Below are 25,697 nucleotides of genomic sequence, written 5' to 3' on the forward strand. Positions count from 1 at the left end.
CTAATGCAGCACGGTTTCGAGCGCGCCGGCCAATTCGCGCGCGGGATCGGAGGGGATGTAGGGCATGCGCCAGGCGACGTGGCCGTCGGGACGCACCAGCACCGCGCCGCGCGGTCCCATCTGAATGCCATCGGCGGGATGGGCGTGGGGCAGTTGCTGCAAATTGAGCCGCAGCCCGGTTTTCGCCGACACGTTGCGGCCGGCCTCGAGCCACGCCTCGCCTTGCGGACCGGCAACGACTGTAAACTCCTTGTCGAACCAGTCGAGCGTCGAGCGCTTGCGCGGCATGTCGAGCCACATGTGGGGAAAGCGTCCGCCCGGCCGGTCGGACGGCCGGTAGACGCGGGTCAGATGCCCGCCATGCGGCGTGCCGTCGGGAATGACCGCGCCCTCTTCATAGGTGAAGCCGAGCGCCTGGCCGATGCTGTGCAAATGGTTGTCGAGGTCGTTCACCCAGAAGCGGATGTGATCCTCGTTGCCGGAGCGGACGGCTTCGTCGATCCGCCGGAAGCGGATCATGTTGCCAAAACTGAAATCCGCGTTCGATTGCCCCACCGGCCGGCGTTCGAGGTCGTAGCTGTTGAGCAGCTTCTCCGACGCCCAGCCGCGCAGCACATAGACGAGCTTCCAGGCCAGGTTGTGCGCGTCCTGAACGCCCGAGTTGAGGCCAAAACCGCCGGTCGGCGGAAAGCGATGCGCGGCATCGCCGACGAGAAACACGCGGCTCTTGCGAAAACTCGCCGCGACCTGCTTGCTCATGCGCCAGACCGAGCGGTTGAGCAACGTCACTTCGAGATCGGGAACGCCGACATGGGCGCGGATGATCTCGATCATCTCGGCATCGGTCCAGGGCCGCGGCCGATCGTCCTTCTGCTCGCCGATCTGGATGATGGACAGCCAGCGGTCGCGGCCGTTGGTGTTGAGAATGCCGGCGCGCGGCGGCACGCCCGGCGTTTTTGAGTAGACCTGATAGCCGGCGGCCTCGCGCGCCAATGGAAAGCGCGAAAGATCGGCGCGCCAGTATTCGTTCTGCAGCACCGACAGGCAGGCCGGCCCCACCATGTCGATGCCGGCGGCCCGGCGCGTCTGGCTGCCGGCGCCGTCGCAGGCCAGCAGATACCTGGCGTGCCAATGTTCGCTGCGGCCGGTTTCAATCGAGCGGATCTCGCAGATGACACCGTCCTCGACTTCCTCGAAGCCGACGAATTCGGTCGAGAATTGCACCTGCACCAGGTTGGAATGCTCGATGACCCGGTAGATCTCCTCTTCCACCGCATCCTGCGCCACCAGGCATTTCCACGCGGGCGTCTGCCCGAGATTGGGCTCCGGGCGCGACCGGCTGATCTCGCGGCCGGCGATGCTTTCGACCTGCACGAACATGTCGGAATCATCCTGCAGCCCGCGGTCGCGGATCGCCTGCTCGATCCCCCATTGCCGGAAGATCTCCATGGTGCGGACCCAGCAGCCGCGCGATTTCGGATGATCTGTCGTGGTCGGGCTCTTCTCGACGATGACGGCGTCGATCCCGAAGCGGTCGAGCAACAGCCCCATGGCGAGGCCAACCGGTCCGCCGCCAACAATAAGTACCGACGTGCGGCGGGGCGCTTCCGCGGCGATGTCCATGCTCGTTTCCTCTCGATCTACTTTTGGCAGCAGACTGCCCGGTTTTTAGTATCTCACAAGAATATGTTTGATATGATCTCCATCTCAGACCGAGATGGAGGATGGAATGGACCTGCGGCAGCTTCGCTATTTCGTGGCGGTGGCCGAGCGCGGCGGCTTCGGCGCCGCGGCCAGCGCCCTCAACGTCGCGCAGTCGGCGCTCAGCCGCCACGTCAAGGAACTCGAGCACGAATTGGGAGGCGCCTTGCTCGAGCGCGGCGCGCGCGGCGTCTCGGTAACCGAGTCCGGCAAGGTGCTGTTGGCGCGCGGGCGCTGGCTGCTCGGCGCCATCGATGACGTCAAGGCGGAGGTACGCACGGAAAACCGCGAGCCCAGCGGCACGGTGCGGCTGGGAGCGCCCTCGAGCCTCGCCGACAACTTCTACGCGCCGCTGGCAAAGATATTCACCACGCGCTTTCCGCGCGTCCGGCTGGAGTTGAGCGAGGGCCTGACCGAGACGATGTGCGATCATCTGCTGCGCGCCGAGCTCGACCTCGCCATCGTCACCACGCCACAACCCAACGACCATCTCGACTACGAAACGCTGGTGGTCGAGCCGGTCTTCCTGATCGGTCCGCCGCGCGATCCCAGGCTCAAGCGCGGCCGGCTGACGCGCAAGGAGGTCAATGATCTGCCGACCGCCGTCGTACCGCTCAGCCGCAACCCGTTCCCGCCAGACGTGCCGTTCTCCTTGCGGGTCGAGAGCACCACGCCGATGAAACAGATCGTGGGCTCGGGACTTGGCTACGGGCTGTTGCCGTTCTCGGGGATTCACCAGGAAGTGGCGGCCGGCACCCTGTCGGCGGCGCTCTTGCCATGGATGCGCGCCGACCGCGTCCTCGCCCTGCCGCGGGGCCGGCCCGTTAGCCGCGCCACCCGCGAAGTCGTTGCAGCTTTAAAGGAGGTCTGCAGCAATCTTATCGACGACGGCAAGATCCTGACGATGCCGACGCGCGCGAGATCCCGCTAAACCAAACCTATTCCTTCATGCCAGTTCGGATAGGCGCCCTACGCGTATTCGGGCCTCAGCTTCAATGAGGCGAATGACGAACCCGAAAGCAAGATGTGAACAATGTAGATGATTGCCGGCTAACCTGATGCCCTTCATGACAGTGACCGCTACCAGTCACGTCACCTGGCAGTGCGTCTCGATCGAGCCGGGGATCGTCGACCTAGACGTCGTGTTGCTGCCGATGCTGATCGGCCGAGACGACCGCGGACGCAGCTCCTTGTTGAGCGTTCGCAGCATGATGGGCGAGTTTGGCTTCACGGACCGCTTTATCTGTTGGAGAAAGACTGGCCGTGAGATAGCGCACATCGCCCGGCGAGCCGCCCCCATCGATCGTACGAAATCGTAGAAAATCGTGAGCTAGCGTAAAAAATCGCGCAAATGGCGGAGAGAGTGGGATTCGAACCCACGGTACGGTTTCCCGCACACACGCTTTCCAAGCGTGCGCCTTAAGCCACTCGGCCATCTCTCCGGAGCGCCCTCTCTTGAAGGGGCGCCGACGATTTTGCAAGGGATCGCGGGTAAATCGGGCGAATTTTCCGCAACATATTGTATTTACGAGAGAATATCTGATGCCGATCGACGCCCGATCCGCCCGTCAGCTGAACCTGCGGCGGGTTTGGGGCGACGATTCACGTGAGGACGCCAAACCGCCAGGGGGATGCCATGACCGTCTGCAAGACCATCACTGCGCTGAGCCTGATTTCGGCCCTGGGTATCGCCCTCGCCACGCCGGCGATGGCGCAGGTCTGCACCCGGCAGGGCGTTGACGTGAACTGCGACGACGGGCGGCGCGGGGTGCTTTCGGGCGATGCCATCATCTGGCCGGACGGCACCCGCTCGAGCTCGACGCCGCATCCGAGCGTGATCATCGGCAACAAGAGCTCGGTGCATGTCGGGCCCGGCGTGTTCGTCGGCCAGGGCAAGGGCATCGTGCCGCTGGACGATCCCAATGCACCGAACAAGCGGCAGTGCGCGATTCTGGACGGCGTGTCGTATTGCTATTGAGGCAGTCGTTCTCTCTCTCTCTCTCCCCCCGTAAGAACGGGGAGAGAGAGGGGGAGACCTCAATTCAGCTTCTCGATCGCAACCGCGACACCCTGGCCGACGCCGACGCACATGGTGGCCAGCGCGAGCTTGCCGCCGCGCTTTTCCATGCCATGCACGGCGGTGAGCGCGAGACGGGCGCCGCTCATGCCGAGGGGATGGCCGAGCGCGATGGCGCCACCATGCGGATTGACGAAGTCGGCATCATCAGGCACGCCGAGCTGACGCATGCAGGCGATGCCCTGCGAGGCGAAAGCTTCGTTCAGCTCGATCAAATCGAAATCGCTGATCTTCTTGCCGAGCCGCTCCATCAGCTTGCGGGTCGCCGGCACAGGTCCAATGCCCATGATGCGCGGTGGCACGCCGGCCGAGGCGAGGCCGAGAATGCGTGCGCGGGGCGTCAGGCCGTGCCTCTTCACTGCGGCTTCGGATGCGAGGATCATCGCGGCGGCGCCGTCATTGACGCCGGAGGCGTTGCCGGCGGTGACCGTGCCCGGATTGCGCACGATCGGCTTCAGCTTGGCGAGGCCCTCCAGCGTCGTCTCGGGCCGCGGATGCTCGTCCTTGTCGACTGTGATGGGGCCGGCCTTGCCGCCGGGAATCGTGATCGGCGTGATCTCTTCCGCAAAATAGCCGGCGGCAATCGCCGCGCCCGCACGCTGCTGCGAGCGGATGGCGAAGGCATCCTGGTCGGCGCGCGAGACCTGGAATTCCTCGGCGACGTTCTCGCCGGTCTCGGGCATCGCATCGACGCCGTACTGCGCCTTGAGCAGCGGATTGATGAAGCGCCAGCCGATCGTGGTGTCGAAGATCTCGGCAGAGCGCGAGAACGCCTCCTGTGCCTTGCCCATCACGAAGGGCGCGCGGGTCATCGACTCGACGCCGCCGGCAATCGCAAGCTCGATCTCGCCGGAGCGGATCGCGCGCCCCGCGGCGCCGACCGCATCCAGGCCGGAGGCGCAGAGCCTGTTCAGGGTCTGACCGGGAACCGAATCCGGCAAGCCCGCAAGCAGAAGCGCCATGCGTGCGACGTTGCGATTGTCCTCGCCGGCCTGATTGGCGCAGCCGAAGAACACTTCGTCGACCTGGGCCCAGTCGAGATTGGGATGCTTGGCCATCAGCGCCTTGATCGGGGTAGCGGCGAGGTCATCGGCGCGCACCTTGGCGAGTGAGCCGCCGAAACGGCCGATCGGGGTCCGCACGGCATCGCAGATAAAGACGTCACGCATCGTTGTTCTCCCTGAATGCCGCGATCCGGCCCAAATTCTTCAATGTCCGCGGAGTTTTAGGAGGGCGCCCGCGGCAGGTCAATTGACGGTTTCGCGTGCGTTTTGCAGGGCCTGCCGTCCGCCACGCATGCCGCCGTGCGGACAACGTGGAAAACCTCGCCTCTCCGGCCAAAGCGATAGGAGCAAGGGGCGAAATTTTGTAGGTTGCGCCGCCCATGACAATGCAACAGCCCATTCCCGCGCCAGAGCCCGAATCCACGCCCGCTCCGCCAGCGGAAGCCGCCGCGCGCGTGACGCCGATGATGGAACAGTACCTTGAAATCAAGGCGGCGCATCAGGGCTTGCTGCTGTTCTACCGGATGGGCGACTTCTACGAATTGTTCTTCGAGGACGCCGAGATTGCCTCCAAGACCCTCGGCATCGTCTTGACCAAGCGCGGCAAGCATCAGGGCAACGACATCCCGATGTGCGGCGTGCCGGTCGAGCGTTCCGAGGATTACCTGCACCGCCTGATCTCGGCCGGCCACCGGGTCGCGGTCTGCGAGCAGACCGAGGATCCTGCGGCAGCGAAAGCGCGCGGCAACAAGAGCGTGGTGCGCCGCGGCGTGGTGCGGCTGGTCACGCCGGGCACGCTGACCGAGGACACGCTGCTCGACGCGCGTGCCAACAACTACCTGTTGGCGATCGCGCGCGCCCGCTCCTCCACCGGCGGCGACCGCTTTGGCCTTGCCTGGATCGACATCTCGACCGCCGAATTCATGGTGACCGAATGCTCTAGCGGCGAGCTCGCCGCGACGCTGGCGCGCATCAACCCGAACGAGGCGATCGTCACCGACGCACTCTACAACGACAGCGAGCTCGGACAGACCCTGCGCGAGCTGCCGGCGGTGACGCCGCTGACCCGCGACGTCTTCGACGGCGCCACCGCCGAAAAGCGGCTGTGCGATTATTTCGCGGTCGCGACCATGGACGGGCTGGCGCAGCTCACGCGGCTGGAAGCCACGGCTGCGGCCGCCGCCGTCACCTATGTCGACCGCACCCAGGTCGGCAAGCATCCGCCGCTGTCGCCGCCAGCGCGCGAGGCCTCGGGCGCGACCATGGCGATCGATCCCGCCACCCGCGCCAATCTCGAATTGACGCGCACGCTCGCCGGCGAACGCCGTGGCTCGCTGCTCGACGCCATCGACTGCACCGTGACCTCGGCCGGCTCGCGCCTGCTGGCGCAGCGTCTAGCGGCGCCGCTGACCGATGCGCCGGCGATCGCGCGGCGGCTCGACGCCGTCAGCACCTTCGTTGCCGATTCGGCAACGCGCGAAGACATCCGCAGCATCCTGCGCGGCGCCCCCGACATGTCGCGCGCCTTGGCGCGGCTGTCGGTCGGACGTGGCGGCCCACGCGATCTCGCCGGCATCCGCGACGGCATCATCGCAGCCGACCAGGCGCTGGCGCGGCTAGGCGAGCTCGACCAGCCGCCGCACGAGATCGTGGCGGTGATGGCGGCGCTGCAAAAGCCGTCGCGCCAGCTCGCATCCGAGTTTGCCAGCGCGCTCGACGAGCAACTGCCATTGATCAAGCGCGACGGTGGCTTCGTGCGTCAAGGCTTTGAGCCCGCGCTGGACGAAGCCCGCAATCTGCGCGATGCCTCGCGCCTGGTGGTGGCCTCGATGCAGGCCCGCTACGCCGACCAAACCGGCGTGAAGGCCCTGAAGATCCGGCACAACAACGTGCTCGGCTACTTCGTCGAGGTGACCGCGCAGCACGGCGACAAGCTGATGTCGCCGCCGCTGAATGCGACTTTCATTCATCGCCAGACGCTGGCGGGCCAGGTGCGCTTCACGACCTCCGAACTCGGGGAAATCGAGGCCAAGATCGCCAATGCCGGCGACCGCGCGCTCGGGCTCGAGCTCGAAATCTTCGAGCGGCTGTCCGCCAAGGCGCTCGAGATCAGTGAAGACTTGCGCGCCGCCGCGCACGGCTTTGCGCTGCTCGATGTCGCGACGTCCCTCGCCAAGCTGGCGGTCGACGAGAGCTATGTGCGGCCCGAGGTCGATACCTCGCTCGGCTTCGCCATCGAGGCCGGCCGCCATCCCGTGGTGGAGCAGGCGCTCAAGCGCAATGGCGAGCCGTTCATCGCCAATGCCTGCGATCTGTCGCCGGCGCCCGGACAGAAGTCCGGCCAGCTCTGGCTGCTCACCGGTCCCAACATGGCCGGTAAATCGACTTTTCTGCGCCAGAACGCGCTGATTGCCCTGATGGCGCAGATCGGCAGCTTCGTGCCGGCGACGCGGGCGCGGATCGGTATCGTCGATCGCCTGTTCTCGCGCGTCGGCGCCGCCGACGATCTCGCCCGCGGCCGCTCCACCTTCATGGTCGAGATGGTCGAGACCGCGGCGATCCTGAACCAGGCCGGCGAGCGCGCACTCGTGATCCTCGACGAGATCGGCCGCGGCACCGCGACCTTCGACGGACTCTCGATCGCCTGGGCCGCGATCGAGCATCTGCACGAGAGCAATCGCTGCCGCACGCTGTTCGCGACGCACTATCACGAGCTGACCGCGCTCTCGGCAAAACTGCCGCGCATGTTCAACGCCACCGTGCGGGTGAAGGAGTGGCAGGGCAATGTCGTGTTCCTGCACGAGGTGCTGCCGGGCTCGGCCGACCGCTCCTACGGCATCCAGGTCGCCAAGCTCGCCGGCCTGCCGCCGGCCGTGATCACGCGGGCCAAGTCGGTGTTGGCGAAGCTGGAGGCCCAGGACCGCGGCCAGACCGCGCGCGCGCTCGCCGACGATCTGCCGCTGTTCGCCGTGCCTTCGCGCGCCGCCGCGGAAGCCGCGCCGCCGAGCGAAGCGGAGCTTTTGATGGAAGCGGTGAAGGCGTTACATCCCGACGAGATGTCGCCTCGCGAGGCGCTGGATGCGCTGTATGCGTTGAAGGCGAAACTGCCGAAGCAGTCATAGTGCCGTAGGGTGGGCAAAGCGAAGCGTGCCCACCATGCAACGGCGAATCCGCAGGCAGATGGTGGGCACGGCGCGCGAAATGCGCGCCTTTGCCCACCCTACGGTACGAAGCTCACGCCACCGCCAGCCGCTTCCTTCGCCCGTTCCACCAAAGCGTCAGATTCCACACGATGCAGGTGGCGAGACCCATGCTGAGGCCGATCGCGGAGCCGAAGTTTGCGGCGCCGAGATGCATCACTGCGATCGCCATACCAAACCCGAGCAGGCCCCAGGCGGAGTTGGCGAGCACCGCGGCGGTCGGCGGGCCGCCGATGCGCGGGTGCAGGATCACCATCATGCTGGTGAAGACGATCGGGTAGAGCGCGATGATGCCGGACACCCGCGGGCCGACCCAGCCCGACGTCGAAACCACGATCGCGACCAGTGTCGCCACCAGCGCGGCGCGGAACGGAATGTCGTACCAGCGACGCGTGACCAACGGCATCTTCACGTGGCGGTACCTAGCGAGCAGCGGAATGCAGATGCCGAAGGCAATCAGGTTCACGGCGAGCCCGGCCGTCAAGGTCCAGTCGAACAGGCGGATGAGGGAGGCCAGCACGATCCACACCGCTATCGCGCTGCCTGCACTCACCAGCAGATTGTTCCGCTGCGCCAGCACGACATAGCAGAGGCCAAGCACGATCGTCGCGGCGTTCACCGGAAGGCTCGACAGCGCGCCTTGCGCGATGAAGGCGGCGTCATGGTCGAGCGCGAGGAAGACGTAGGAAGGTCCCGCCGAGATCGGCAGCGTCGCCACCAGCGCCCCGATCACCGGCCCCGAGCGTTCAGTGATGATCGACGCCGTCACGACGAACGCCGCCGCGATCGCCATGCGCAGGAGAAGGAAGAAGATGAAGTGGATGTCGGGGGACATTTTTGGCTTCTTACCCTCCCCTGGAGGGGGAGGGTCGGCTCATATTGAGCGCAGCGAAATATGCGGCGGGGTGGGGTGACAGTCTCTCGACGGAGACGGTGCCCGAGTGGAGAGATCACCCCACCCCGCTCGCGCTGCGCGCGATCGACCCTCCCCCTCCAGGGGAGGGTAAGAGAGTCACATCCGCTGCATCGACACCGACACCTTCGGGCCGTTCTTGATGGTCTGATAGACCACGCAATAGCGCTCGGTGAGTTTCAGCAACAGATCGAGCTTGTCTTGCGGCGCATCAGTGTCGACCTCGAAGCGTAGGCGGATCTCGGCGAAGCCGACCGGGGTCTCCTTGTCAACGCCGAGCGTGCCGCGGAAGTCGAGGTCGCCCTCGGCATAGACATTGCCGGTCCTAAGCGGCACCTCGATCGCGGTCGCAACCGATTTCAGCGTGACGCCGGCACAGGCGACCAGCGCTTCCAGCAACATGTCGCCGGAGCAGAGCTCGAGGCCGGAGCCGCCGGTGGCGGGATGCAGACCAGCCATCGCGATGGCGCGGCCGGTTTCGACCTTGCAGGCGATGCCATCGCTGTCGGTGGAGCCCTTGGCCTTCAGCGTGATCAGCGCAGCCTTCGGATCGGTCTTGTAGCGCTCCTTGAGCGGGGCCTGCATCTGGCGCAATTGGGCAGCGTCCATGTTCGTTCTCTCCCGGAAAGATTGCTCCTCGATGTACCGGCTTGAAGGCGGATTGTCACCACCACAGGGCCTGACCGGGACCCTGGGTTGCGTCACGGTCGGGTACGCTACGGTCGAGGGAACGATCGAGTGACGTCAGCAACGTCAGCACATGCGTGACGAGGATCAAGGTCGGCTGCGTGTCGGCCCAGAGGTCGAACAGATGATCCTCCAGATCCCTGCGGGTGAAGGCATCGAGCGCGGAGAACGGCTCGTCGAGCATTGGCATGCGGCGAACTGATCGCCTCGTCGTCGAGCGTCACCGTGCCCGAGCTGGCCCGATCGAGGCCGGCGATGGCGCGGAGCAATGCTGACTTGCCGCAGCCGCAGCCGCCGATGATGGCGATGATCTCGCCCTGCCTGATCTCGGCGGAGAAACGCGCCAGCGCCTCGACGCCGTTGGGATAGGTCTTGCTGATCCGGTCGAGCGCCAGGCGGCCGCGCTCTCGGTTGGTTCCGATGATCGTTGCAGCACTGGCGCGTGGGAGATCATGGCCGGTAGGACCGCGTCTGGTCGGGGAATGCAAGGGCGCGAGGCAATCTCCATTGTCGTCCCGGACAAGCGCGCCTCCAGCGCGCGCCGATCCGGGACCCTAGCCACAGGAAGACGTGGTTGCGAGGACTCGGAGTGACCGTCTTCACGCCACAACCACTCCCTGTGATTATGGGTCCCAGGTCTGCGCTTACGCTTGCCCGGGACGACGGCGGAATTTGCTGCGCGCGTGCCTCTTCCCTGCGAACTAATTCGTCGGCAGCGGGACCTGGTCGTCGATCAGGGCGTCCAGCGTCGCCTTCACGTCGATCTTGGCATCGACGACACCGGCCTGTTGCAGGGCAAGGCCGGCGGCGAGAAGCGATTCGCGTTGCGGCGCGCCGATGCGGCTGTGGGTGAGCTCGGTGCGCTCCTTGAGCTGCTTGTCGACGACAGCCTCAGGCAGTTTCGTGACCGCGATGAAGATCTTCTTCAGCTCGTCGTAATTCGTCAGCGAATATTTGCGCGCCTCCTCCTAGACCGCGAGGACGCGGCGCGCAATGTCGGGATAGTCCGTCAAGAACTGCTCGCGCACATTGAGGATGCCCCAGGTGTTGGCATCGGCCTTGCGATAGAACAGCTTTGCGCCCTCCTCGACCTCGGCCTGCGCCATCATCGGATCGAGTCCGGCCCAGGCATCGACGTCGCCGCGGATCAGCGCAGTCTTGCCGTCGGCATGCTGGAGCAGCACCGGGGTGATGTCTTTTTCCGTCAGGCCCGCACCTAACAGCGCGCGGATCAGGAAGAAGGACGCGAGTAGACATAGATCGACTTGATCGGGTTGCCGTTGATGTGGGCGACCAGCGCGGCCGAGCCCGCGGTCGAGCCGAAGTCGATCGAGCCGGCGTTGAGGGATTCAAGCGACTTGTTGGAGCCGGCCGACTGCACCCAGGTGACCGTGATACCGTCCTTGGCGAACTCTTTCTCCAGGAGCTTCAGCACCAGCGACACCGGATTGTAGGTCGCCCAGTCGATGCGGATTTCCTTGAGCGGGTCCGCCGCCTAGGCCGCGGGGGTCAATGCGAGCGTCACAGCTCCCGCCAGAAGAATACGATCCCAGCCATGCTCGGTCTCCTGAAAAACTCCATTGTTTTTCAATGAGTTACATCTAGAGGTCAACGAGAAAATCCGTCCCTTGCGAGCGCGCGGCCCGAGAAGAGATTTGCCCAAAGCCGCAGCTTTCCAGCATGGAACGGCTATTGCCAGAGAATGGCGGGTGACAGCGCCTGCCGCCTCTTATATCCGGTGAGATATGGACAGCGTCGCGATTGAAAAGAAGCCAGAGACGGATGACCGCTTCGACACCGCGCGGATCACCGCCGCGGTCGATGCGCTCGCCGAAAAGCACGAGGGCCGAGAGGACACGTTCCGCACGGCCATGGCGCAATTGCTCAAGGCTGAGCTGATCGCCTCGCGCGCCGCGGCACAGGCGATCCTTTTGAAGGACCGTCACGGAAGGCGCTGCGCCGAGCGGCTGTGCCATGTCCAGGACGAGATCATCCGCATCCTCTATTCAGCGGCAACGCGGCATCTCTACCGCTCGCCGATCCCGAGCGGCGCCGAGCGCATGGCGGTGGTGGCGACCGGCGGCTATGGCCGCGGCCTGATGGCGCCCGAATCCGACATCGATCTCTTGTTTATCCTGCCCTACAAGCAGACCGCCTGGGGCGAGCAGGTCGCCGAAGCCATCCTCTACTGCCTGTGGGACATGGGGCTGAAGGTCGGCCACGCCACCCGCTCGGTCGACGAATCGATCCGCCAGGCGCGCGGCGACATGACGATCCGCACCGCGATCCTGGAGACGCGCTTCCTGACCGGCGACAAGCCACTCTATGACGAATTGGTCGAGCGCTTCGACAAGGAGGTGGTGCAGGGCACCGCGTCCGAATTCGTTACCGCAAAACTCGCCGAGCGCGAGGAGCGGCATCGCCGCGGCGGCCAGTCGCGCTATCTGGTCGAACCCAACGTCAAGGACGGCAAGGGCGCCCTGCGCGACCTGCACACGCTGTTCTGGATCGCCAAGTACGTCTATCGCGTCCGCGACACCGATGAACTGGTCGAGCGCGGCGTGTTCGACGCGCAGGAATATCGCAGCTTCCGCCGCTGCGCCGATTTCCTCTGGTCGGTGCGCTGCAATCTGCATTTCTACTGCAATCGCGCCGAGGAGCGCCTCTCCTTCGACCTGCAGCGCGAGATCGCGGTCCGGCTCGGCTACACCTCGCATCCCGGCATGCAGGACGTCGAGCGCTTCATGAAGCACTACTTTCTGGTCGCCAAGGAAGTCGGCAACCTCACCGCCATCCTCTGCGCCAAGCTCGAGGACCAGCAGGCCAAGCCGGCGCCGGTGCTGAGCCGGATGATGGCGCGGCTGCGGCCCAGCACCGTGAAGCGGCGCGTGCCTGATAGCGACGACTTCATCGTCGACAACAACCGCATCAACATCGCTGCGCCCGATGTCTTCAAGCACGATCCGGTCAATTTGATCCGGATCTTCCGCCTGGCGCAGAAGAACAACCTCGCCTTTCATCCGGATGCGATGCGCGACGTGACGCGCTCGCTCGGCCTGATCAACGGGCAGCTTCGCGAGAATCCCGAGGCCAATCGGCTGTTCATGGAGATCCTGACCTCCAACGACGCCGAGACCGTGCTGCGACGGATGAACGAGACCGGCGTGCTCGGTCACTTCATCCGCGCCTTCGGCAAGATCGTCTCGATGATGCAGTTCAACATGTATCATCACTACACCGTTGACGAGCATCTGATCCGCTGCATCGGCTTCCTCCAGGACATCGAGCGCGGCGGCATCGAGGAGTTCGCGCTCGCCAGCGACCTCATGCGCAAGACGAGGCCCGAGCACCGCGCGGTGATCTACATCGCGACGCTGCTGCACGACGTCGCCAAGGGCCGGCTGGAGGATCACTCCATCGCCGGCGCCAAGGTGGCGCGGCGGCTGTGCCCGCGGCTCGGCTTCAGTCCGGCCGATACCGAGCTTGTGGCCTGGCTGATCGAGGAACACCTGACGATGTCGACGGTCGCACAGTCGCGCGACCTGTCGGATCGCAAGACCATCGAGAATTTCGCCGCCGTGGTGCAGTCGGTCGAGCAGATGAAGCTGCTGACGATTCTCACCACCGCCGATATCCGCGGCGTCGGCCCGGGCGTGTGGAACGGCTGGAAGGCGCAGCTGCTGCGCTCGCTCTATTACGAGACCGAGCCGGTGCTGACCGGCGGCTTCTCGGAAGTCGATCGCGGCAAGCGCCTCGCGGCCGCCTACGCCGAATTCCGCATGGCCTTCGCCGAATGGCCGGAGGATGAGCTCGATGCCTATATCGGCCGGCACTATCCGGCCTATTGGCTCAAGGTCGAGCTGCCGCGCAAAATTCGCCATGCCCGCTTCGTCCGCTCCAGCGAGCAGGCCGGCCACAAGCTCGCGATCAATGTCGGCTTCGACGAGGTGCGCGGCGTCACCGAGCTCACGATCTTCGCGGCCGACCATCCCTGGCTGCTCTCGATCATCGCCGGCGCCTGCGCCTCGGCCGGCGCCAACATCGTCGACGCCCAGATCTACACCACCACCGACGGCCGCGCCCTCGACACGATCTCGATCTCCCGAGAATACGACCGCGACGAGGACGAGGGACGGCGCGCCACGCGGATCGGCGAGATGATCGAGGACGTGCTGGAAGGCAAGCTGCGCCTGCCGGAAGTGGTGGCGCGGCGCACCGTGCGCAGCAAGGCGAAGCCCTTCGTGATCGAGCCGGAAGTGACCATCAACAACCAATGGTCCGACCGTTACACCGTGATCGAGGTCTCCGGCCTCGACCGCCCCGGCCTGCTCTACGAGCTGACCACCGCGATCTCGAAGCTCAACCTCAACATCGCCTCGGCCCATGTCGCGACCTTCGGCGAGCGCGCGCGCGACGTGTTCTACGTCACCGACCTCCTGGGCGCGCAGATCAACGCGCCGACACGGCAGGCCGCAATCAAGAGCGCGCTAACCCATGTGATGGCCGGCGACAAGGCGGTGCAGCCGGCGGCGTGACCCTCGTCGTTCCGGGGCGCGCGTAGCGCGAGCCCGGAATCCATTCATCCGCAGACTCGGTGTCGCCATAGATTCTCAGGTGCGCAATTGCGCACCATAGCTCGCCGCTCCGCGGCGCCCCGGAATGACGGCCGGACTACACCTCCACCCCTTCATGCCGCAGCAGCCAGCGCTTGCGCTCGAGGCCACCGCCGTATTTCACCAGTGAGCCATCCGCGCCGATCAGGCGGTGGCAGGGCAGCACCACGCTGATCGGATTGGAGCCGTTGGCGTGGCCGACGGCGCGAATCGCTTTGGGCATGTCGATCCTTGCGGCGAGCGCGCCATAGCTCATCGTGGTCCCAGTGGGGATTTGTGCGAGCGCGGTCCAGACCTTTTGCTGGAACGACGTGCCGGCGATGCGCCATGCGATGGCCGAGAGCTGGCCGAGGTCGCCTTCAAAATAGCCCGACAGCGCAGTCCGCATCTGCGTCGGTGCAGGCTGATCGCGGAGGTCCACCGCACCATAATGCAGCCGCAACAGCTCCCGCATACGGTGCTCGTAGTCTTCCCAATCGAGTGCGCGCAACACGCCCTCGGCGTCGGTGACGAGCAGCGCGATGCCGATCGGCGTTGCCAGGCGATCGAGACCGAAGCGTTCAGGCGTTTTGGTTGATCGAGCGGGCATTGCGGCACCGTTGCATCGAAATACGTCCGTCGCACTTGCCATGCCGGCCGTGCTAACGTCCACCCGAAAGCTGACGCTTTTGGGGGAGCTCAACTTGATTTTGATCGCCAATCTTCTGGTGGCGCTGGTCGCCATCCTGCATGTCTTCTTCCTGATCCTGGAGATGTTTCTCTGGGACAAGCCGCTGGGCTTGAAGGTGTTTCGCAACACGCCTGACAAGGCCGAGATGACGAAGGTGCTGGCCGCCAATCAGGGCCTCTATAACGGCTTCCTCGCCGCCGGCCTGATCTGGGGTCTCGTTCACGGCAATCCTGCCTTCGCGTTCCAGATCAAGGCGTTCTTCCTGCTTTGCGTGATCGTGGCTGGCGCTTATGGCGCCGCGACCGTCAGCTCACGCATCCTGATGGTGCAGGCGCTGCCGGCGGCGATTGCGCTGGTGGCATTGTTCCTGGCCTAGCTTTTGGCCTGAGGCGCTACGGCGCAGCGCCGTGATCCTTGCGCGGCGGCGAACGTTCCTCCACAATCTTCGGCAGCGATGGCGACCGTTGCAATCAACGGACAAAGACCATCGATCGAAAATTCCGTCAGGAGGAACGACCCAATATGACCAATCGCAGAGCCTTCCTAGCTGCCACGACGGCGCTCGCCTTCGCGTTCTCCGCGAGCCAAGCCCTCGCCCAGAAGAAATACGACACCGGCGCGAGCGACACCGAGATCAAGATCGGCCAGACCGTCCCGTTCTCCGGCGCCTATTCCGTCTACGCCAATATCGGCAAGACCCAGGCCGCCTATTTCAAGATGATCAACGATCAGGGCGGCATCAACGGTCGCAAGATCAATTTGATCCAGTATGACGACGCCTATTCGCCGCCGAAGACTGTCGAGCAGGTGCGCAAGCTGGTCGAAGGCGACGAGGTGCTGTTCACTTTCCAGCTGATCGGCACCGCTGCGAACGCCGCCGTGCAGAAATATCTCAACGGCAAGAAGATCCCGCAGCTCCTCGCCTCGACCGGCGCGGCGCGGTTCAACGACCCGCAGAACTATCCCTGGACCATCGCCTATAATCCGAACTACGTGTCCGAGGGGCGCATCTACGCAAAATACATCCTCGCCAATCATCCCAACGCCAAGATCGGCGTGCTCTATCAGAACGACGATATGGGCCGCGACTATCTCGCGGGCCTCAAGAGCGGTCTCGGCGACAAGGCCGCCAGCATGATCGTCGGCGAGGTCTCCTATGAGGTCACCGACCCGACCGTCGACTCGCAGGTGGTCAAGCTGAAATCGATGGGCGCCGACCTGTTCTATGACGCGTCGACGCCGAAATTCGCGGCTCAGGCGATCAAGAAGCTTGCCGACCTCGGCTGGAGCCCGGTGCATATCCTCGACATCAATGCGAGCCCGGTGTCGGCGACGTTGAAGCCAGCAGGCCTCGACATCTCCAAGGGCATCATCTCCACCAATTACGGCAAGGACCCCGGCGATCCCCAGTGGAAGGACGATCCGGGCGTGAAGGCCTTCTTCGCCTTCATGGACAAGTATTTTCCGGAAGGCGACAAGCTCAACACCGTCAACACCTACGCCTATTCGGTGGCCGAGCTGCTGGTGCAGGTTCTGAAGCAATGCGGCGACAACCTGACGCGTGAGAACGTCATGAAGCAGGTCGCCGGCATCAAGGGCTATACGCCGAGCCTGGCGCTGCCCGGCATCAAGATCACCACGGGCCCGAACGACTATCGCATCAACAAGCAGATGCAGATGATGAAGTTCAACGGCGAGCGCTGGGAGCTGTTCGGACCGATCATCGCAGACACCGGGCCGTCGGGTTAGTGTTGGCCTCGTAGGGTGGGGTGGGCATAGGCGCGCAGCGCCGTGCCCACCATCTCTCCACGATCGCATGAGACGTGGTGGGCACGCGCCGGAATGCGCATTCGCGCACTCCGGCGCTTTGCCCACGCTACGGACTACGTCGGTATCTCGCCAAAGTTCTTCCCCACCGGCAGCACTGCATGCCGAATCAGCCGCGAATCCTCCACCGCTGCCTGCCTATGCTTGACCGCTTCGCGATAGACGGGATCGCGGATCATCTCGACGAAGGCAGCAACGCTGGGATATTCGGCGATGAAGCAATGGTCCCAGCGCTCGTCTTGCGGACCGATCAGCATCAGCTCGAACCTGCCCTGCCAGATGATGCGGCCGCCGAGGCGCTCGAACACTGGGCCGCTCTCGCGACCATAGGCCGCATAGGCTTCCGCGCCGCTCGCCTTGCGGCCGTCCGGGTAGGCCGCCTCCTTGCGCAGGCGCACCAGGTTGAGCATGTGGATCGGGCCCGGGCGGTCGTTGTCCCGGAATTGCGCAAAGATCTCCTTGGTCGGATCGATGTGGCCCATGCGAGTTCCCTCTTTCTTGATGCGGGCGATCCTAGCTCCGGCGCCTCAGAAGCGGAACTGCGACCGGCGAATGCCGCACCTCCTAATCGCGCGTTAAGCTTTGTGTAACCGGGCCTTAAACAGCGACCGCTAGCGTGCGGCGGGGCGGGCTGACCGGGCGTTTTGCGTATGGCGTGGGGAAAGAAAAAGGGTGGGCGGAAGGAGCCGTTGTTCGGCTTGCCCGCGGCGCTCGCCGATCTGCGCCTGACGGCTGCGGACCGCATTCCCGGCGGCGAGGACAAGCCCAAGAAGTCAGCGAAAGCATCCGCCAAGCGCAAGAGTGAGGATGCTGGCGACGAGCCGCCGCCGCGCGAGCGCAAGGCTCCGGCCGGTCGCAGCGGCGCCAAACGCCGATCGAAATCGCGCGGAGGCTTCAGCCTCGGCCGCCTAGTCTATTGGGGCGCGGTGCTCGGCCTGTGGGGCGTCATCGCCGTGATCGGCATCGTGATCTATGTCGGCGCCCATCTGCCGCCGATCCAGTCGCTGGAGATCCCTAAGCGCCCGCCGACGATCCAGATCGTCGGCATCGACGGCAGCATGCTGGCGCAGCGCGGCGAGATGGCCGGCGCCAATATCGCGCTGAAGGATTTGCCGCCCTATCTCCCCAAGGCGTTCATCGCCATCGAGGACCGCCGCTTCTATTCGCATTTCGGCATTGACCCGGTCGGCATCCTGCGCGCCCTCGTCACCAATGTGCTCCATCGCGGCGTCTCGCAGGGCGGCTCGACGCTAACCCAGCAGCTCGCGAAAAACCTGTTCCTGACCCAGGAGCGCACCATGCAGCGCAAGCTGCAGGAGGCGGAGCTCGCGATCTGGCTGGAGCGCAAGCATTCCAAGAACGAGATTCTGGAGCTCTATCTGAACCGCGTCTATTTCGGCTCCGGCGCCTATGGCGTCGAGGCCGCGGCGCAGAAGTATTTCGGCAAGTCGGCGAAGAACGTGACGATCGCTGAAGCGGCCATGCTGGCGGGCCTCGTCAAATCGCCCTCGCGCCTTGCGCCGAACCGCAATCCCGAGGGCGCAGAAGCGCGCGCGCAAATCGTGCTGGCGGCGATGGCGGATGCAAAGTTCATCACCGACGCGCAGGCCAAGGCCTCGATCGGCCATCCCTCCTACGAGGTGAAGCCGGTCGGCGCCGGCACGGTCAATTACGTCGCCGATTGGATCGGCGAGGTGCTGGACGACCTGATCGGCCAGATCGATGAGAGCATCAAGGTCGAAACCACGATCGATCCAAGGCTCCAGAGCGTGGCGGAAGCCGCCATCATCGACGAGCTCGCGGCCAAGAGCGTTAAGTTCAACGTCAGCCAGGGCGCACTGGTGGCGATGGCGCCCGATGGCGCCGTGCGCGCCATGGTGGGCGGGCGGAACTATTCCGAGAGCCAGTACAACCGCGCGGTCACGGCAAAACGCCAGCCGGGCTCCTCGTTCAAGCCGTTCGTGTACCTCACCGCGCTCGAGCAGGGGCTGACGCCGGATACCGTCCGCCAGGACGCCCCGATCGAGGTGAAGGGTTGGCGGCCTGAGAACTACACCCACGAATATTTCGGCGCGGTGACGCTGACGCAGGCGCTGGCGATGTCGCTCAACACGGTTGCCATACGCCTCGGCCTCGAGGTCGGGCCGAAGAACGTGGTGCGCACCGCGCACCGGCTCGGCATCTCCTCGAAACTCGAGCCCAATGCCTCGATCGCGCTAGGCACCTCGGAAGTCTCCATGGTCGAGCTGGTCGGCGCCTATGCCCCCTTCGCCAATGGCGGCCTCGCGGTGACGCCGCATGTCGTGACGCGGATCAGGACGCTCAGTGGCAAGCTGCTCTACATGCGCCAGCCGGACGAGCGCAACCAGGTGATCGACCCCCGCTATGTCGGCATGATGAACACGATGATGCGGGAGACGCTGATCAACGGCACCGCCAAGAAGGCCGAAATCCCCGGCTGGCCGGCGGCCGGCAAGACCGGCACCAGCCAGGATTACCGCGACGCCTGGTTCATCGGCTACACCGCCAACCTCGTCACCGGCGTCTGGCTCGGCAATGACGACAACTCGCCGACCAAGAAGGCGACCGGCGGCGGCCTGCCGGTCGAAGTCTGGACGCGCTTCATGCGCACGGCGCACGAGGGCGTGCCCGTGGCCGCCTTGCCGAATTCACAAGCCAGCTGGGGCCTGTCGAACCTCGCGCAGGCGGCTTCGCAGGTGTCTCCGCCGACAGCGCCTGGGCCGGCACCGGCGAACAATGGCGGCTATCGCCCGCCGCCCCCCACGCGCGCCAATGTGCGCCCCGAGGCGGCGGCAGGGCTCGATGGCTGGCTGATGGACCGCCTGTTTGGCGGAAACCGATAGGTTCGGGCCGAGGGCCTTGGGCCCCTTGAAACAAAAACTGCGAAAACAACCCCATGCACAGTAGACGGCAATCGCCGGCGCGATGCGCGGCTGATGATGCGAAGCGTTTGATGCGGCGGGACTAAACGAGCGAGACGCGCAATCGTCGCGAAGTGTGGCGAAAATCGAGCGAGAGGCTTGGGTGTTGCTCCACCCTGCCCTGTCATTCCCGCGAGGGCGGGGAATCCCGTTCGCCGTGGCGTCTCGGCCGACAACAACCGTCTCTGGAATACTGTCGTCGCCCGGTCAAGCCGGGCGACGACATCGAATGCTGTGCTGGTAGTGGCGCTTAACCCGCAACGAGGCCTAATCCTCGGCCCCATACCGGTGCAGGTCGTTGCCGTACGTGTCGAGCCACTTCTTGGCGCGCTCCATTGACGGGCAGACTTTTCCGCACACACGCCAGAACCGCGCCGAGTGGTTCATCTCGACGAGATGGGCGACCTCGTGGGCGGCGAGGTAGTCGAGCACGAAGGGCGGCGCGAGGATCAGGCGCCAGGAGAACGACAGCGAGCCGGCCGAGGTGCAGGAACCCCAACGGCTGGACTGGTCGCGGATCGAGAGCCGCTTGACCCTGACGCCGAGCTCGGCCGCGTAGGCTTCCGCCGAGCGCTGAAGGTCCCGGCGCGCCTCGCGCTTGAGGAAGTCGCTGACGCGGCGGTCGACATAGTCGAAGCCGCCGGCAACGCAGAGAATGCGTTCACCGCTGTCGCGCATCTCGGTCCACACCGTGCCACGCTCACCGGCGCGGTGAACGATGCGATGGGGAACGCCGCGTAGCGGTATCACCGTTCCCGACTGGAACGGAGCGGCCTTCGGCAAGCGACCGAGACGTGCAGCGATCCACGCACCGTGACGCTGCGCGAAGTCCTTGGCCTCGACCAGCGTGCCACGCGGCGGCATGGTGAGGATGGCTTCGCGGTCGCTCGGATGAATTCTGAGCGTGTAGCGGCGCGCGCGTCTGTGTCGGCGCAACCTGATCGCGAAAAACTGCGATCCGTGGGTGATGACGAGGGTCTTCGGTTCGTGGGGCCGCCGATAAAGGAGCGCGCGAGTGGCCATGTCTGTCAGTCCGGGGGGCAGGAGGGCGCCCGGATTCTGCCATAACCGCCGCCATGGAAAGCGCTCGGCGCAAAAACAAATCATTTGCCCAATATACAGCGGTCAAGCGTCCGGGAGACCCTACAGACTGGGGTTGGAACCCGTTTTTTTCGCCCCCGCTGGATGCATGCGGCACCCCCAAGGGCTGAGTGTCGACTCACTCCTATAAGGCTACCTAAATACCGCGAATCTGGAGGGAAGCGACCCCTGTCGGAGCCTCCGACAGGGCCTGAATTTTCGACGGGAAAGCCGAAATACGCGACCAGAGCCGCACCGATGAAATCGGAGCGGCTCTTGTTTCCTGTTTTGACGCGTTTTCTCTACGCGAACCGGTCGCCACTTCGCTCGAAAAACGCTCTATTCGGCCGCGAGCGCCTGCAATGAGCTCGGATTCGCCGCCGAGACCATGAAATCATGAATCCGCGGCAAGATTTCCGACTTGAAACGCGAACCGTTGAAGACGCCGTAATGTCCGACGCCCTTCTGGACGTAATGAACGCGGCGATGATCGGGAATCGAGCTGCACAATGTGTGCGTTGCTTCGGTCTGACCGAGACCGGAGATGTCGTCCTTCTCGCCTTCGACCGTCATCAACGCCACACGCGTGATCTTGGAGGGATCGACGCGTGTTCCACGATGGGTCATCTCGCCCTTGGGCAGCGCGTGCTTCACGAACACGGTGTCGACGGTTTGCAGATAATACTCGGCGGAGAGGTCCATGACCGCGAGATATTCATCGTAGAACTCGCGATGCTTGTCGACGAGGTCACCGTCGCCCTTCACCAGATTGGCGAAGAGCTGCTTGTGCGCATCCATGTGCCGGTCGAGATTCATGCTGATGAAGCCGTTGAGCTGCAGGAATCCCGGATAGACGTCGCGCATCATGCCCGGATGCGGGAACGGCACCTTGGTGATGACATGGTTGCGGAACCAGTCGATGCCGCGCTCCTGAGCGAGGTTGTTCACCGCGGTCGGATTGCGGCGGGTATCGATCGGACCGCCCATCAGCGTCATCGAGGTGGGCACGAAGGGATCGCGCCGCGCTTCCATGATCGAGACGGCCGCGACGACGGGCACGGAGGGCTGGCACACCGCCATGACATGGGTGTTGCCGCCGAGGACGTGCAGCATCTCGATGACATAGTCGATGTAGTCGTCGAGGTCGAAGCGGCCTTCGCTGAGCGGCACCATGCGGGCATCGGCCCAATCGGTGATGTAGACCTCATGCGCGGGCAGGAGGGCTTCCACCGTGCCGCGCAGCAGCGTGGCATAATGGCCGGACATCGGCGCGACGATCAGCACGCGCGGCTGCGGGCTGCGCAAGGGACGAGCGAACTTGCGATCGAAGTAGAGCAGCTGGCAGAACGGCTTTTCCCAGACCGAGCGGATCTCGACGGGCACGCGGATGCCGTTGACCTCGGTGCCGTTGAGGCCCCATTCCGGCTTGCCGTAGCGGCGCGTGGTGCGCTCGAACAATTCGCAGGCCGCGGCGACCGACTTGCCGACCTCGGTGCGCGCCAAGGGATTGAGGGGATTCTGAAACAGGAGCTTGGTCGCATCGGTGACCGCGCGGGCCGGATTGAGAGAGGCATGCGCCATCTCGTACATCCAGTACATCGGCGTCGTCAGGACCGGACTGCCTTCAGCCGCCAGGGGCGGCGCGCCGCCAAACTCACCAATAGGCATCGCTATATTCCTCTTCGCATCGCAGCATACTGCCGAATGCGCAATATTGCGTCAATGCATGGTTCCGTACATCTACGTGTTGGGAAAGCCAAAACTAGCCTGAATCCACGGGAAAGTGACGTTATTCGCCCGCCGAGAGCAGCGAGCCGTGCTTCCTGGCGCTTCGCAACAGGGCAAGGAATGCCCCAAAAGATGCAACCAGCAGTACTGCGTTGATGGCCAATGCCTCCAGCATCAGATCGGTCCGAAAGGTTTGCTCGATCAGGAGCGCGCGCATGCCCTCGAAGGCGTAGGTCGGCGGCAACGCCCAGGCGACGTATTGCAACCAGGCCGGCAGCACGCTGACGGGATAGTAGACGCAGGCCAGCGGCAGGATGGCGAACATCAAGGTCCAGACGATGCTCTCGGCGCCGAGGCCGTTTCGCAGCACCAGGCCCGAGACGAAGATGCCGACTGACCAGCTCGTGAAGATCAAATTGCAGAAGAAGGCGATCAGCGGCAGGCCGAGGGCATAGACGTTGAAGTGAAACAGGAACAGCGCGAGCAGGGTCATCGGGATGATGCCGATGGCGAGCCGGATCAGGCTCATGACCATCAGCGACAGCAGAAACTCGATCGGCTTGAGCGGGCTCATCATGAGATTGCCGATGTTGCGCGCCCACATCTCCTCCAGGAACGAGATGGAGAAGCCGAGCTGCCCGCGGAACAGGATGTCCCAGAGGATGACGGCGCCGATCAGCGTGCCGCCGGCGCGCGCGAAGAAATTGGCATTTTCGGCGATGTAGAGCTGGAGAAAGCCCCAGGTGATGACTTGCAGCGCCGGCCAGTACAAGAGCTCGAGCAGCCGCGGCCAGGAAGACATCAAGAGATACCAATAGCGCAGGATCATCGCGCCGATGCGATGGACGGAGATGCCGCGGTGGAGGGACAGCTCGGTCATGGCGGCCTCTGGTAGCCCGGCCGCAACCAGTAGCCCGGATGGAGCGCAGCGCAATCCGGGATCAGCCTATCCAGACACGAGAACCCCGGATTACGCTGCGCTCCATCCGGGCTACGACTCCTTCTCACCGTGCCGCCTCCTTCGCGCCGTTCACCCGGCCGCGCGCGACGTCCAAAAACACCTCCTCCAGCGTGGTGCGGTTGTAGCGTGCCATGATGGCTTCCGGCGTGTCGTCGTCCTCGATGCGGCCGCGCTTCATGATGATGACGCGGTCGCAGAGCCGCTCGACCTCGAGCATGTTGTGCGACGCCAGCAGGATGGTGGCGTTGTGCTGCTTGCGATAGCGCTCCAGATGCGCCCGCACCCAATCGGCGGTATCAGGATCGAGCGAGGCGGTCGGCTCGTCCAGCAAGAGCAGCTCGGGCTGGTTGATCAGCGCCTTCGCGAGCGCAACACGGGTCTTCTGCCCGGCGGAGAGCTTGCCGTTGGCGCGGTCGATGAAATCGCCGAGGTCGAGATCGTCGGTGAGCCCGGCGATGCGGCCAGCGAGGTTCTTCACCGCATAGAGCTTGCCGAACACGGTGAGGTTCTGCCGCACCGTGAGCCGCATCGGCATGTCGACATAGGGGCTCTCGAAATTCATCCGCCCCAGCACGGACGCGCTCTCCTCGGGCATGCGATGACCGAGCACCTGCACACGGCCGGAGGTCGGCAGCACCAGGCCCATGATCATCGCAATGGTCGTGGTTTTGCCGGCGCCGTTGCCGCCGAGCAGCCCGGTGATGCTGCCGCGCGAAAGCGAAAAGGAGATATCGTCGACGGCGCGGGTCTGCTTGTAGACCTTGACGAGATGATCGACCGCAATCGCCGCGGGTGCGCTGCGATCCGCGACAGTCGGCCAGCTTGAAGCCTTGTCATTCTCGGTCATGCTGGCCGTTCTTCTGCTATTGCAGCCGATAGCGCAAGGCTTGTAATTCCTGGCTGGTTCCGTGAGCCGCGCGTTTGTGACCTTAGAAGGCACCGCCACATTGGCCGATATGACCGAAATTGCCGATTCCGACTTTCGCCACGCGCAGCGGCATATCCGGCTGGACACGATCCTGCGGCTGCGCTGGCTCGCGGTGCTGGGGCAGCTCGCCGCGATCTTCATCGTGGCGCAGGGGCTGGAGTTCAATGTCGAGATCGTCCCCTGCGTCAGCATCATCGCCCTGTCCGCGGCGCTCAATCTGGCGCTCCAGACCGCGGCAAATCCGATGCAGCGGCTGGAGCCGATGCAGGCGGCCGGACTGCTGGCGCTGAACATCGTGGAATTGGCTGGTCTGTTATTCTTTACCGGCGGCCTCCAGAACCCGTTCTCGTTCCTGTTCCTCGCGCCCGTGCTGATCTCGGCCACGGCGCTGCCGGCCCGCTTCACCTTCGGCCTCGGCCTCCTCGCTGTGGCCTGCGCCTCGATCCTGTTCTTCTTCCATTCGCCGCTGCCGTGGGATTCCGATGATCCGCTGGTGCTGCCACCGATCTACCTCGTCGGTGTCTGGCTCTCGATCGCGCTCGCGATCGGTGTCACCAGCCTCTACTCCTTCCAGGTCACCGAGGAGGCGCGCAAGCTCGCGGACGCGCTGGCCGCAACCGAGCTGGTGTTGACGCGCGAGCAGCATCTGACCCAACTCGACGGATTGGCTGCCGCAGCCGCGCACGAGCTCGGCACGCCGCTCGCGACCATCTTCCTGATCTCGCGTGAGCTGGAAAAAACGGTGAAGGACCCGAGCTTTGCCGCCGATCTGAAAACCCTGCGCGAGCAGACCCAGCGCTGCCGCGACATCCTGAGCAAGATCACCCAGCTCTCCTCCACCGGCGCACCGTTTGACCGCATGAAGCTGTCGGAGCTGATCGAGGAGGTGGTGGCGCCACACCGCGATTTCGGTGTCGACATCAAGGTGCGGATCGCGGTGGCGGTCGCGGCCGAGCCGGTCGGCTCGCGCAATCCGGCGATCCTCTACGGCATCGGCAACATCGTCGAGAACGCGGTCGATTTCGCCCACACCACCGTCGAGGTGAATGCCTGGTGGAACAAGGACGATATCGAGCTCGTGATCTCCGACGACGGCCCCGGCATCCCGCCCGACATCCTCAAACGGATCGGCGAGCCCTATCTGTCGCGGCGGCGGAGCCAGGATGAAGGCGGCGAGCGGCGCGGCCTCGGCCTCGGCGTGTTCATCGCGCGCACGCTGCTCGAACGCACCGGCGCCAAGGTCTCGTTCACCAACCGGACCTTTCCGGACCACGGCGCGGTGGTTCAGATCAATTGGCCGCGAGAGCGTTTTGAGGCTATCGAGACGCTTGAAGAAACAATAGGATAGGCCGCGACCTTGCGTCGC

Annotated in this window: 19 protein-coding genes, 1 tRNA gene and 2 pseudogenes; 9 read left to right on the top strand and 13 right to left on the bottom strand. The window is 64.6% G+C overall.

Annotated features, from left to right (window positions below; genetic code table 11):
• Positions 1–1,623 (bottom strand): FAD-dependent monooxygenase, encoded by a 1,623-nt coding sequence (locus ACNJX8_RS40770; protein ID WP_439359141.1) that lies wholly within the window; start codon positions 1,621–1,623, stop codon positions 1–3.
• Positions 1,624–1,729: 106 nt separating this feature from the next.
• On the opposite strand from ACNJX8_RS40770, the gene ACNJX8_RS40775 reads away from it, so the two are divergent.
• Complete coding sequence (locus ACNJX8_RS40775; RefSeq protein WP_164939670.1) at positions 1,730–2,632, top strand: LysR family transcriptional regulator; 903 nt, start codon at positions 1,730–1,732, stop codon at positions 2,630–2,632.
• A gap of 136 nt (positions 2,633–2,768) precedes the next feature.
• Complete coding sequence (locus tag ACNJX8_RS40780; RefSeq protein WP_439359142.1) at positions 2,769–3,020, top strand: hypothetical protein; 252 nt, start codon at positions 2,769–2,771, stop codon at positions 3,018–3,020.
• A gap of 33 nt (positions 3,021–3,053) precedes the next feature.
• Here the strand turns inward: ACNJX8_RS40780 and ACNJX8_RS40785 are convergent.
• A tRNA-Ser gene (locus ACNJX8_RS40785) sits at positions 3,054–3,143 on the bottom strand.
• Positions 3,144–3,337: 194 nt separating this feature from the next.
• Here ACNJX8_RS40785 and ACNJX8_RS40790 point away from each other — a divergent pair.
• Positions 3,338–3,679, top strand: a complete 342-nt coding sequence (locus ACNJX8_RS40790; protein WP_128940397.1) for a hypothetical protein — start codon at positions 3,338–3,340, stop codon at positions 3,677–3,679.
• A 59-nt stretch (positions 3,680–3,738) separates the two neighbouring features.
• Here the strand turns inward: ACNJX8_RS40790 and pcaF are convergent, their stop codons facing one another.
• Positions 3,739–4,947: a 3-oxoadipyl-CoA thiolase gene (gene pcaF, locus ACNJX8_RS40795; protein ID WP_128940398.1), complete on the bottom strand. Its 1,209-nt coding sequence runs from the start codon at positions 4,945–4,947 to the stop codon at positions 3,739–3,741.
• Between the two features lie 215 nt (positions 4,948–5,162).
• Between pcaF and mutS the strand changes: the two genes are divergently transcribed.
• The gene (mutS, locus tag ACNJX8_RS40800; protein ID WP_439359143.1) at positions 5,163–7,904 is read left to right on the top strand and encodes a DNA mismatch repair protein MutS; all 2,742 of its coding nucleotides are present in this window, start codon (positions 5,163–5,165) and stop codon (positions 7,902–7,904) included.
• Positions 7,905–8,016: 112 nt separating this feature from the next.
• Here the strand turns inward: mutS and ACNJX8_RS40805 are convergent, their stop codons facing one another.
• The 4 genes and pseudogenes from ACNJX8_RS40805 to ACNJX8_RS40820 form a co-directional block, all read right to left on the bottom strand.
• On the bottom strand, positions 8,017–8,817 hold the full coding sequence (locus ACNJX8_RS40805; RefSeq protein ID WP_128930306.1) for a hypothetical protein: 801 nt from the start codon (positions 8,815–8,817) through the stop codon (positions 8,017–8,019).
• 177 nt (positions 8,818–8,994) lie between these two features.
• Complete coding sequence (locus ACNJX8_RS40810; RefSeq protein ID WP_164934821.1) at positions 8,995–9,504, bottom strand: OsmC family protein; 510 nt, start codon at positions 9,502–9,504, stop codon at positions 8,995–8,997.
• A gap of 55 nt (positions 9,505–9,559) precedes the next feature.
• A pseudogene (locus ACNJX8_RS40815) lies at positions 9,560–9,977 on the bottom strand (ATP-binding cassette domain-containing protein).
• A gap of 306 nt (positions 9,978–10,283) precedes the next feature.
• Positions 10,284–11,119: pseudogene (locus tag ACNJX8_RS40820) on the bottom strand (aliphatic sulfonate ABC transporter substrate-binding protein).
• 208 nt (positions 11,120–11,327) lie between these two features.
• Between ACNJX8_RS40820 and ACNJX8_RS40825 the strand changes: the two are divergent.
• Positions 11,328–14,117 (top strand): [protein-PII] uridylyltransferase, encoded by a 2,790-nt coding sequence (locus ACNJX8_RS40825; protein ID WP_439359144.1) that lies wholly within the window; start codon positions 11,328–11,330, stop codon positions 14,115–14,117.
• 136 nt (positions 14,118–14,253) lie between these two features.
• Here the strand turns inward: ACNJX8_RS40825 and ACNJX8_RS40830 are convergent, their stop codons facing one another.
• Positions 14,254–14,784, bottom strand: a complete 531-nt coding sequence (locus tag ACNJX8_RS40830) for a methylated-DNA--[protein]-cysteine S-methyltransferase (RefSeq protein WP_439359145.1) — start codon at positions 14,782–14,784, stop codon at positions 14,254–14,256.
• Positions 14,785–14,824: 40 nt separating this feature from the next.
• Between ACNJX8_RS40830 and ACNJX8_RS40835 the strand changes: the two genes are divergently transcribed.
• Both ACNJX8_RS40835 and ACNJX8_RS40840 read left to right on the top strand, forming a co-directional pair.
• Positions 14,825–15,241: a DUF1304 domain-containing protein gene (locus ACNJX8_RS40835; protein WP_206734833.1), complete on the top strand. Its 417-nt coding sequence runs from the start codon at positions 14,825–14,827 to the stop codon at positions 15,239–15,241.
• A 146-nt stretch (positions 15,242–15,387) separates the two neighbouring features.
• Positions 15,388–16,614: an ABC transporter substrate-binding protein gene (locus ACNJX8_RS40840; protein WP_128930310.1), complete on the top strand. Its 1,227-nt coding sequence runs from the start codon at positions 15,388–15,390 to the stop codon at positions 16,612–16,614.
• 134 nt (positions 16,615–16,748) lie between these two features.
• Here the strand turns inward: ACNJX8_RS40840 and ACNJX8_RS40845 are convergent, their stop codons facing one another.
• A complete protein-coding gene (locus ACNJX8_RS40845; RefSeq protein ID WP_128930311.1) occupies positions 16,749–17,174 on the bottom strand; it encodes a DUF1330 domain-containing protein in 426 nt (141 codons plus the stop codon).
• A gap of 168 nt (positions 17,175–17,342) precedes the next feature.
• Here ACNJX8_RS40845 and ACNJX8_RS40850 point away from each other — a divergent pair, with 168 nt between their 5' ends.
• Positions 17,343–19,556 (top strand): transglycosylase domain-containing protein, encoded by a 2,214-nt coding sequence (locus ACNJX8_RS40850; RefSeq protein ID WP_439359146.1) that lies wholly within the window; start codon positions 17,343–17,345, stop codon positions 19,554–19,556.
• Between the two features lie 345 nt (positions 19,557–19,901).
• Here ACNJX8_RS40850 and ACNJX8_RS40855 read toward each other — a convergent pair whose 3' ends face one another.
• The 4 genes from ACNJX8_RS40855 to ACNJX8_RS40870 all read right to left on the bottom strand — a co-directional run bounded on the left by ACNJX8_RS40855 (position 19,902) and on the right by ACNJX8_RS40870 (position 24,250).
• The gene (locus ACNJX8_RS40855; RefSeq protein ID WP_128930313.1) at positions 19,902–20,741 is read right to left on the bottom strand and encodes a M48 family metallopeptidase; all 840 of its coding nucleotides are present in this window, start codon (positions 20,739–20,741) and stop codon (positions 19,902–19,904) included.
• Positions 20,742–21,053: 312 nt separating this feature from the next.
• On the bottom strand, positions 21,054–22,382 hold the full coding sequence (locus ACNJX8_RS40860; RefSeq protein ID WP_439359147.1) for a polyhydroxyalkanoate depolymerase: 1,329 nt from the start codon (positions 22,380–22,382) through the stop codon (positions 21,054–21,056).
• Positions 22,383–22,503: 121 nt separating this feature from the next.
• Positions 22,504–23,322 carry an ABC transporter permease gene (locus ACNJX8_RS40865; protein ID WP_128930315.1) on the bottom strand — a complete coding sequence of 273 codons (819 nt, stop codon included), beginning with the start codon at positions 23,320–23,322 and terminating at the stop codon, positions 22,504–22,506.
• A gap of 124 nt (positions 23,323–23,446) precedes the next feature.
• Entirely contained in the window at positions 23,447–24,250 is an 804-nt protein-coding gene (locus tag ACNJX8_RS40870; protein ID WP_249758822.1) for an ABC transporter ATP-binding protein, read from the bottom strand.
• 109 nt (positions 24,251–24,359) lie between these two features.
• Here ACNJX8_RS40870 and ACNJX8_RS40875 point away from each other — a divergent pair, with 109 nt between their 5' ends.
• Complete coding sequence (locus ACNJX8_RS40875; RefSeq protein ID WP_439362040.1) at positions 24,360–25,679, top strand: ActS/PrrB/RegB family redox-sensitive histidine kinase; 1,320 nt, start codon at positions 24,360–24,362, stop codon at positions 25,677–25,679.
• Positions 25,680–25,697: the final 18 nt, after the last annotated feature.

The organism is Bradyrhizobium sp. SPXBL-04 (assembly GCF_051853035.1).
Lineage (GTDB): Bacteria > Pseudomonadota > Alphaproteobacteria > Rhizobiales > Xanthobacteraceae > Bradyrhizobium > Bradyrhizobium zhanjiangense.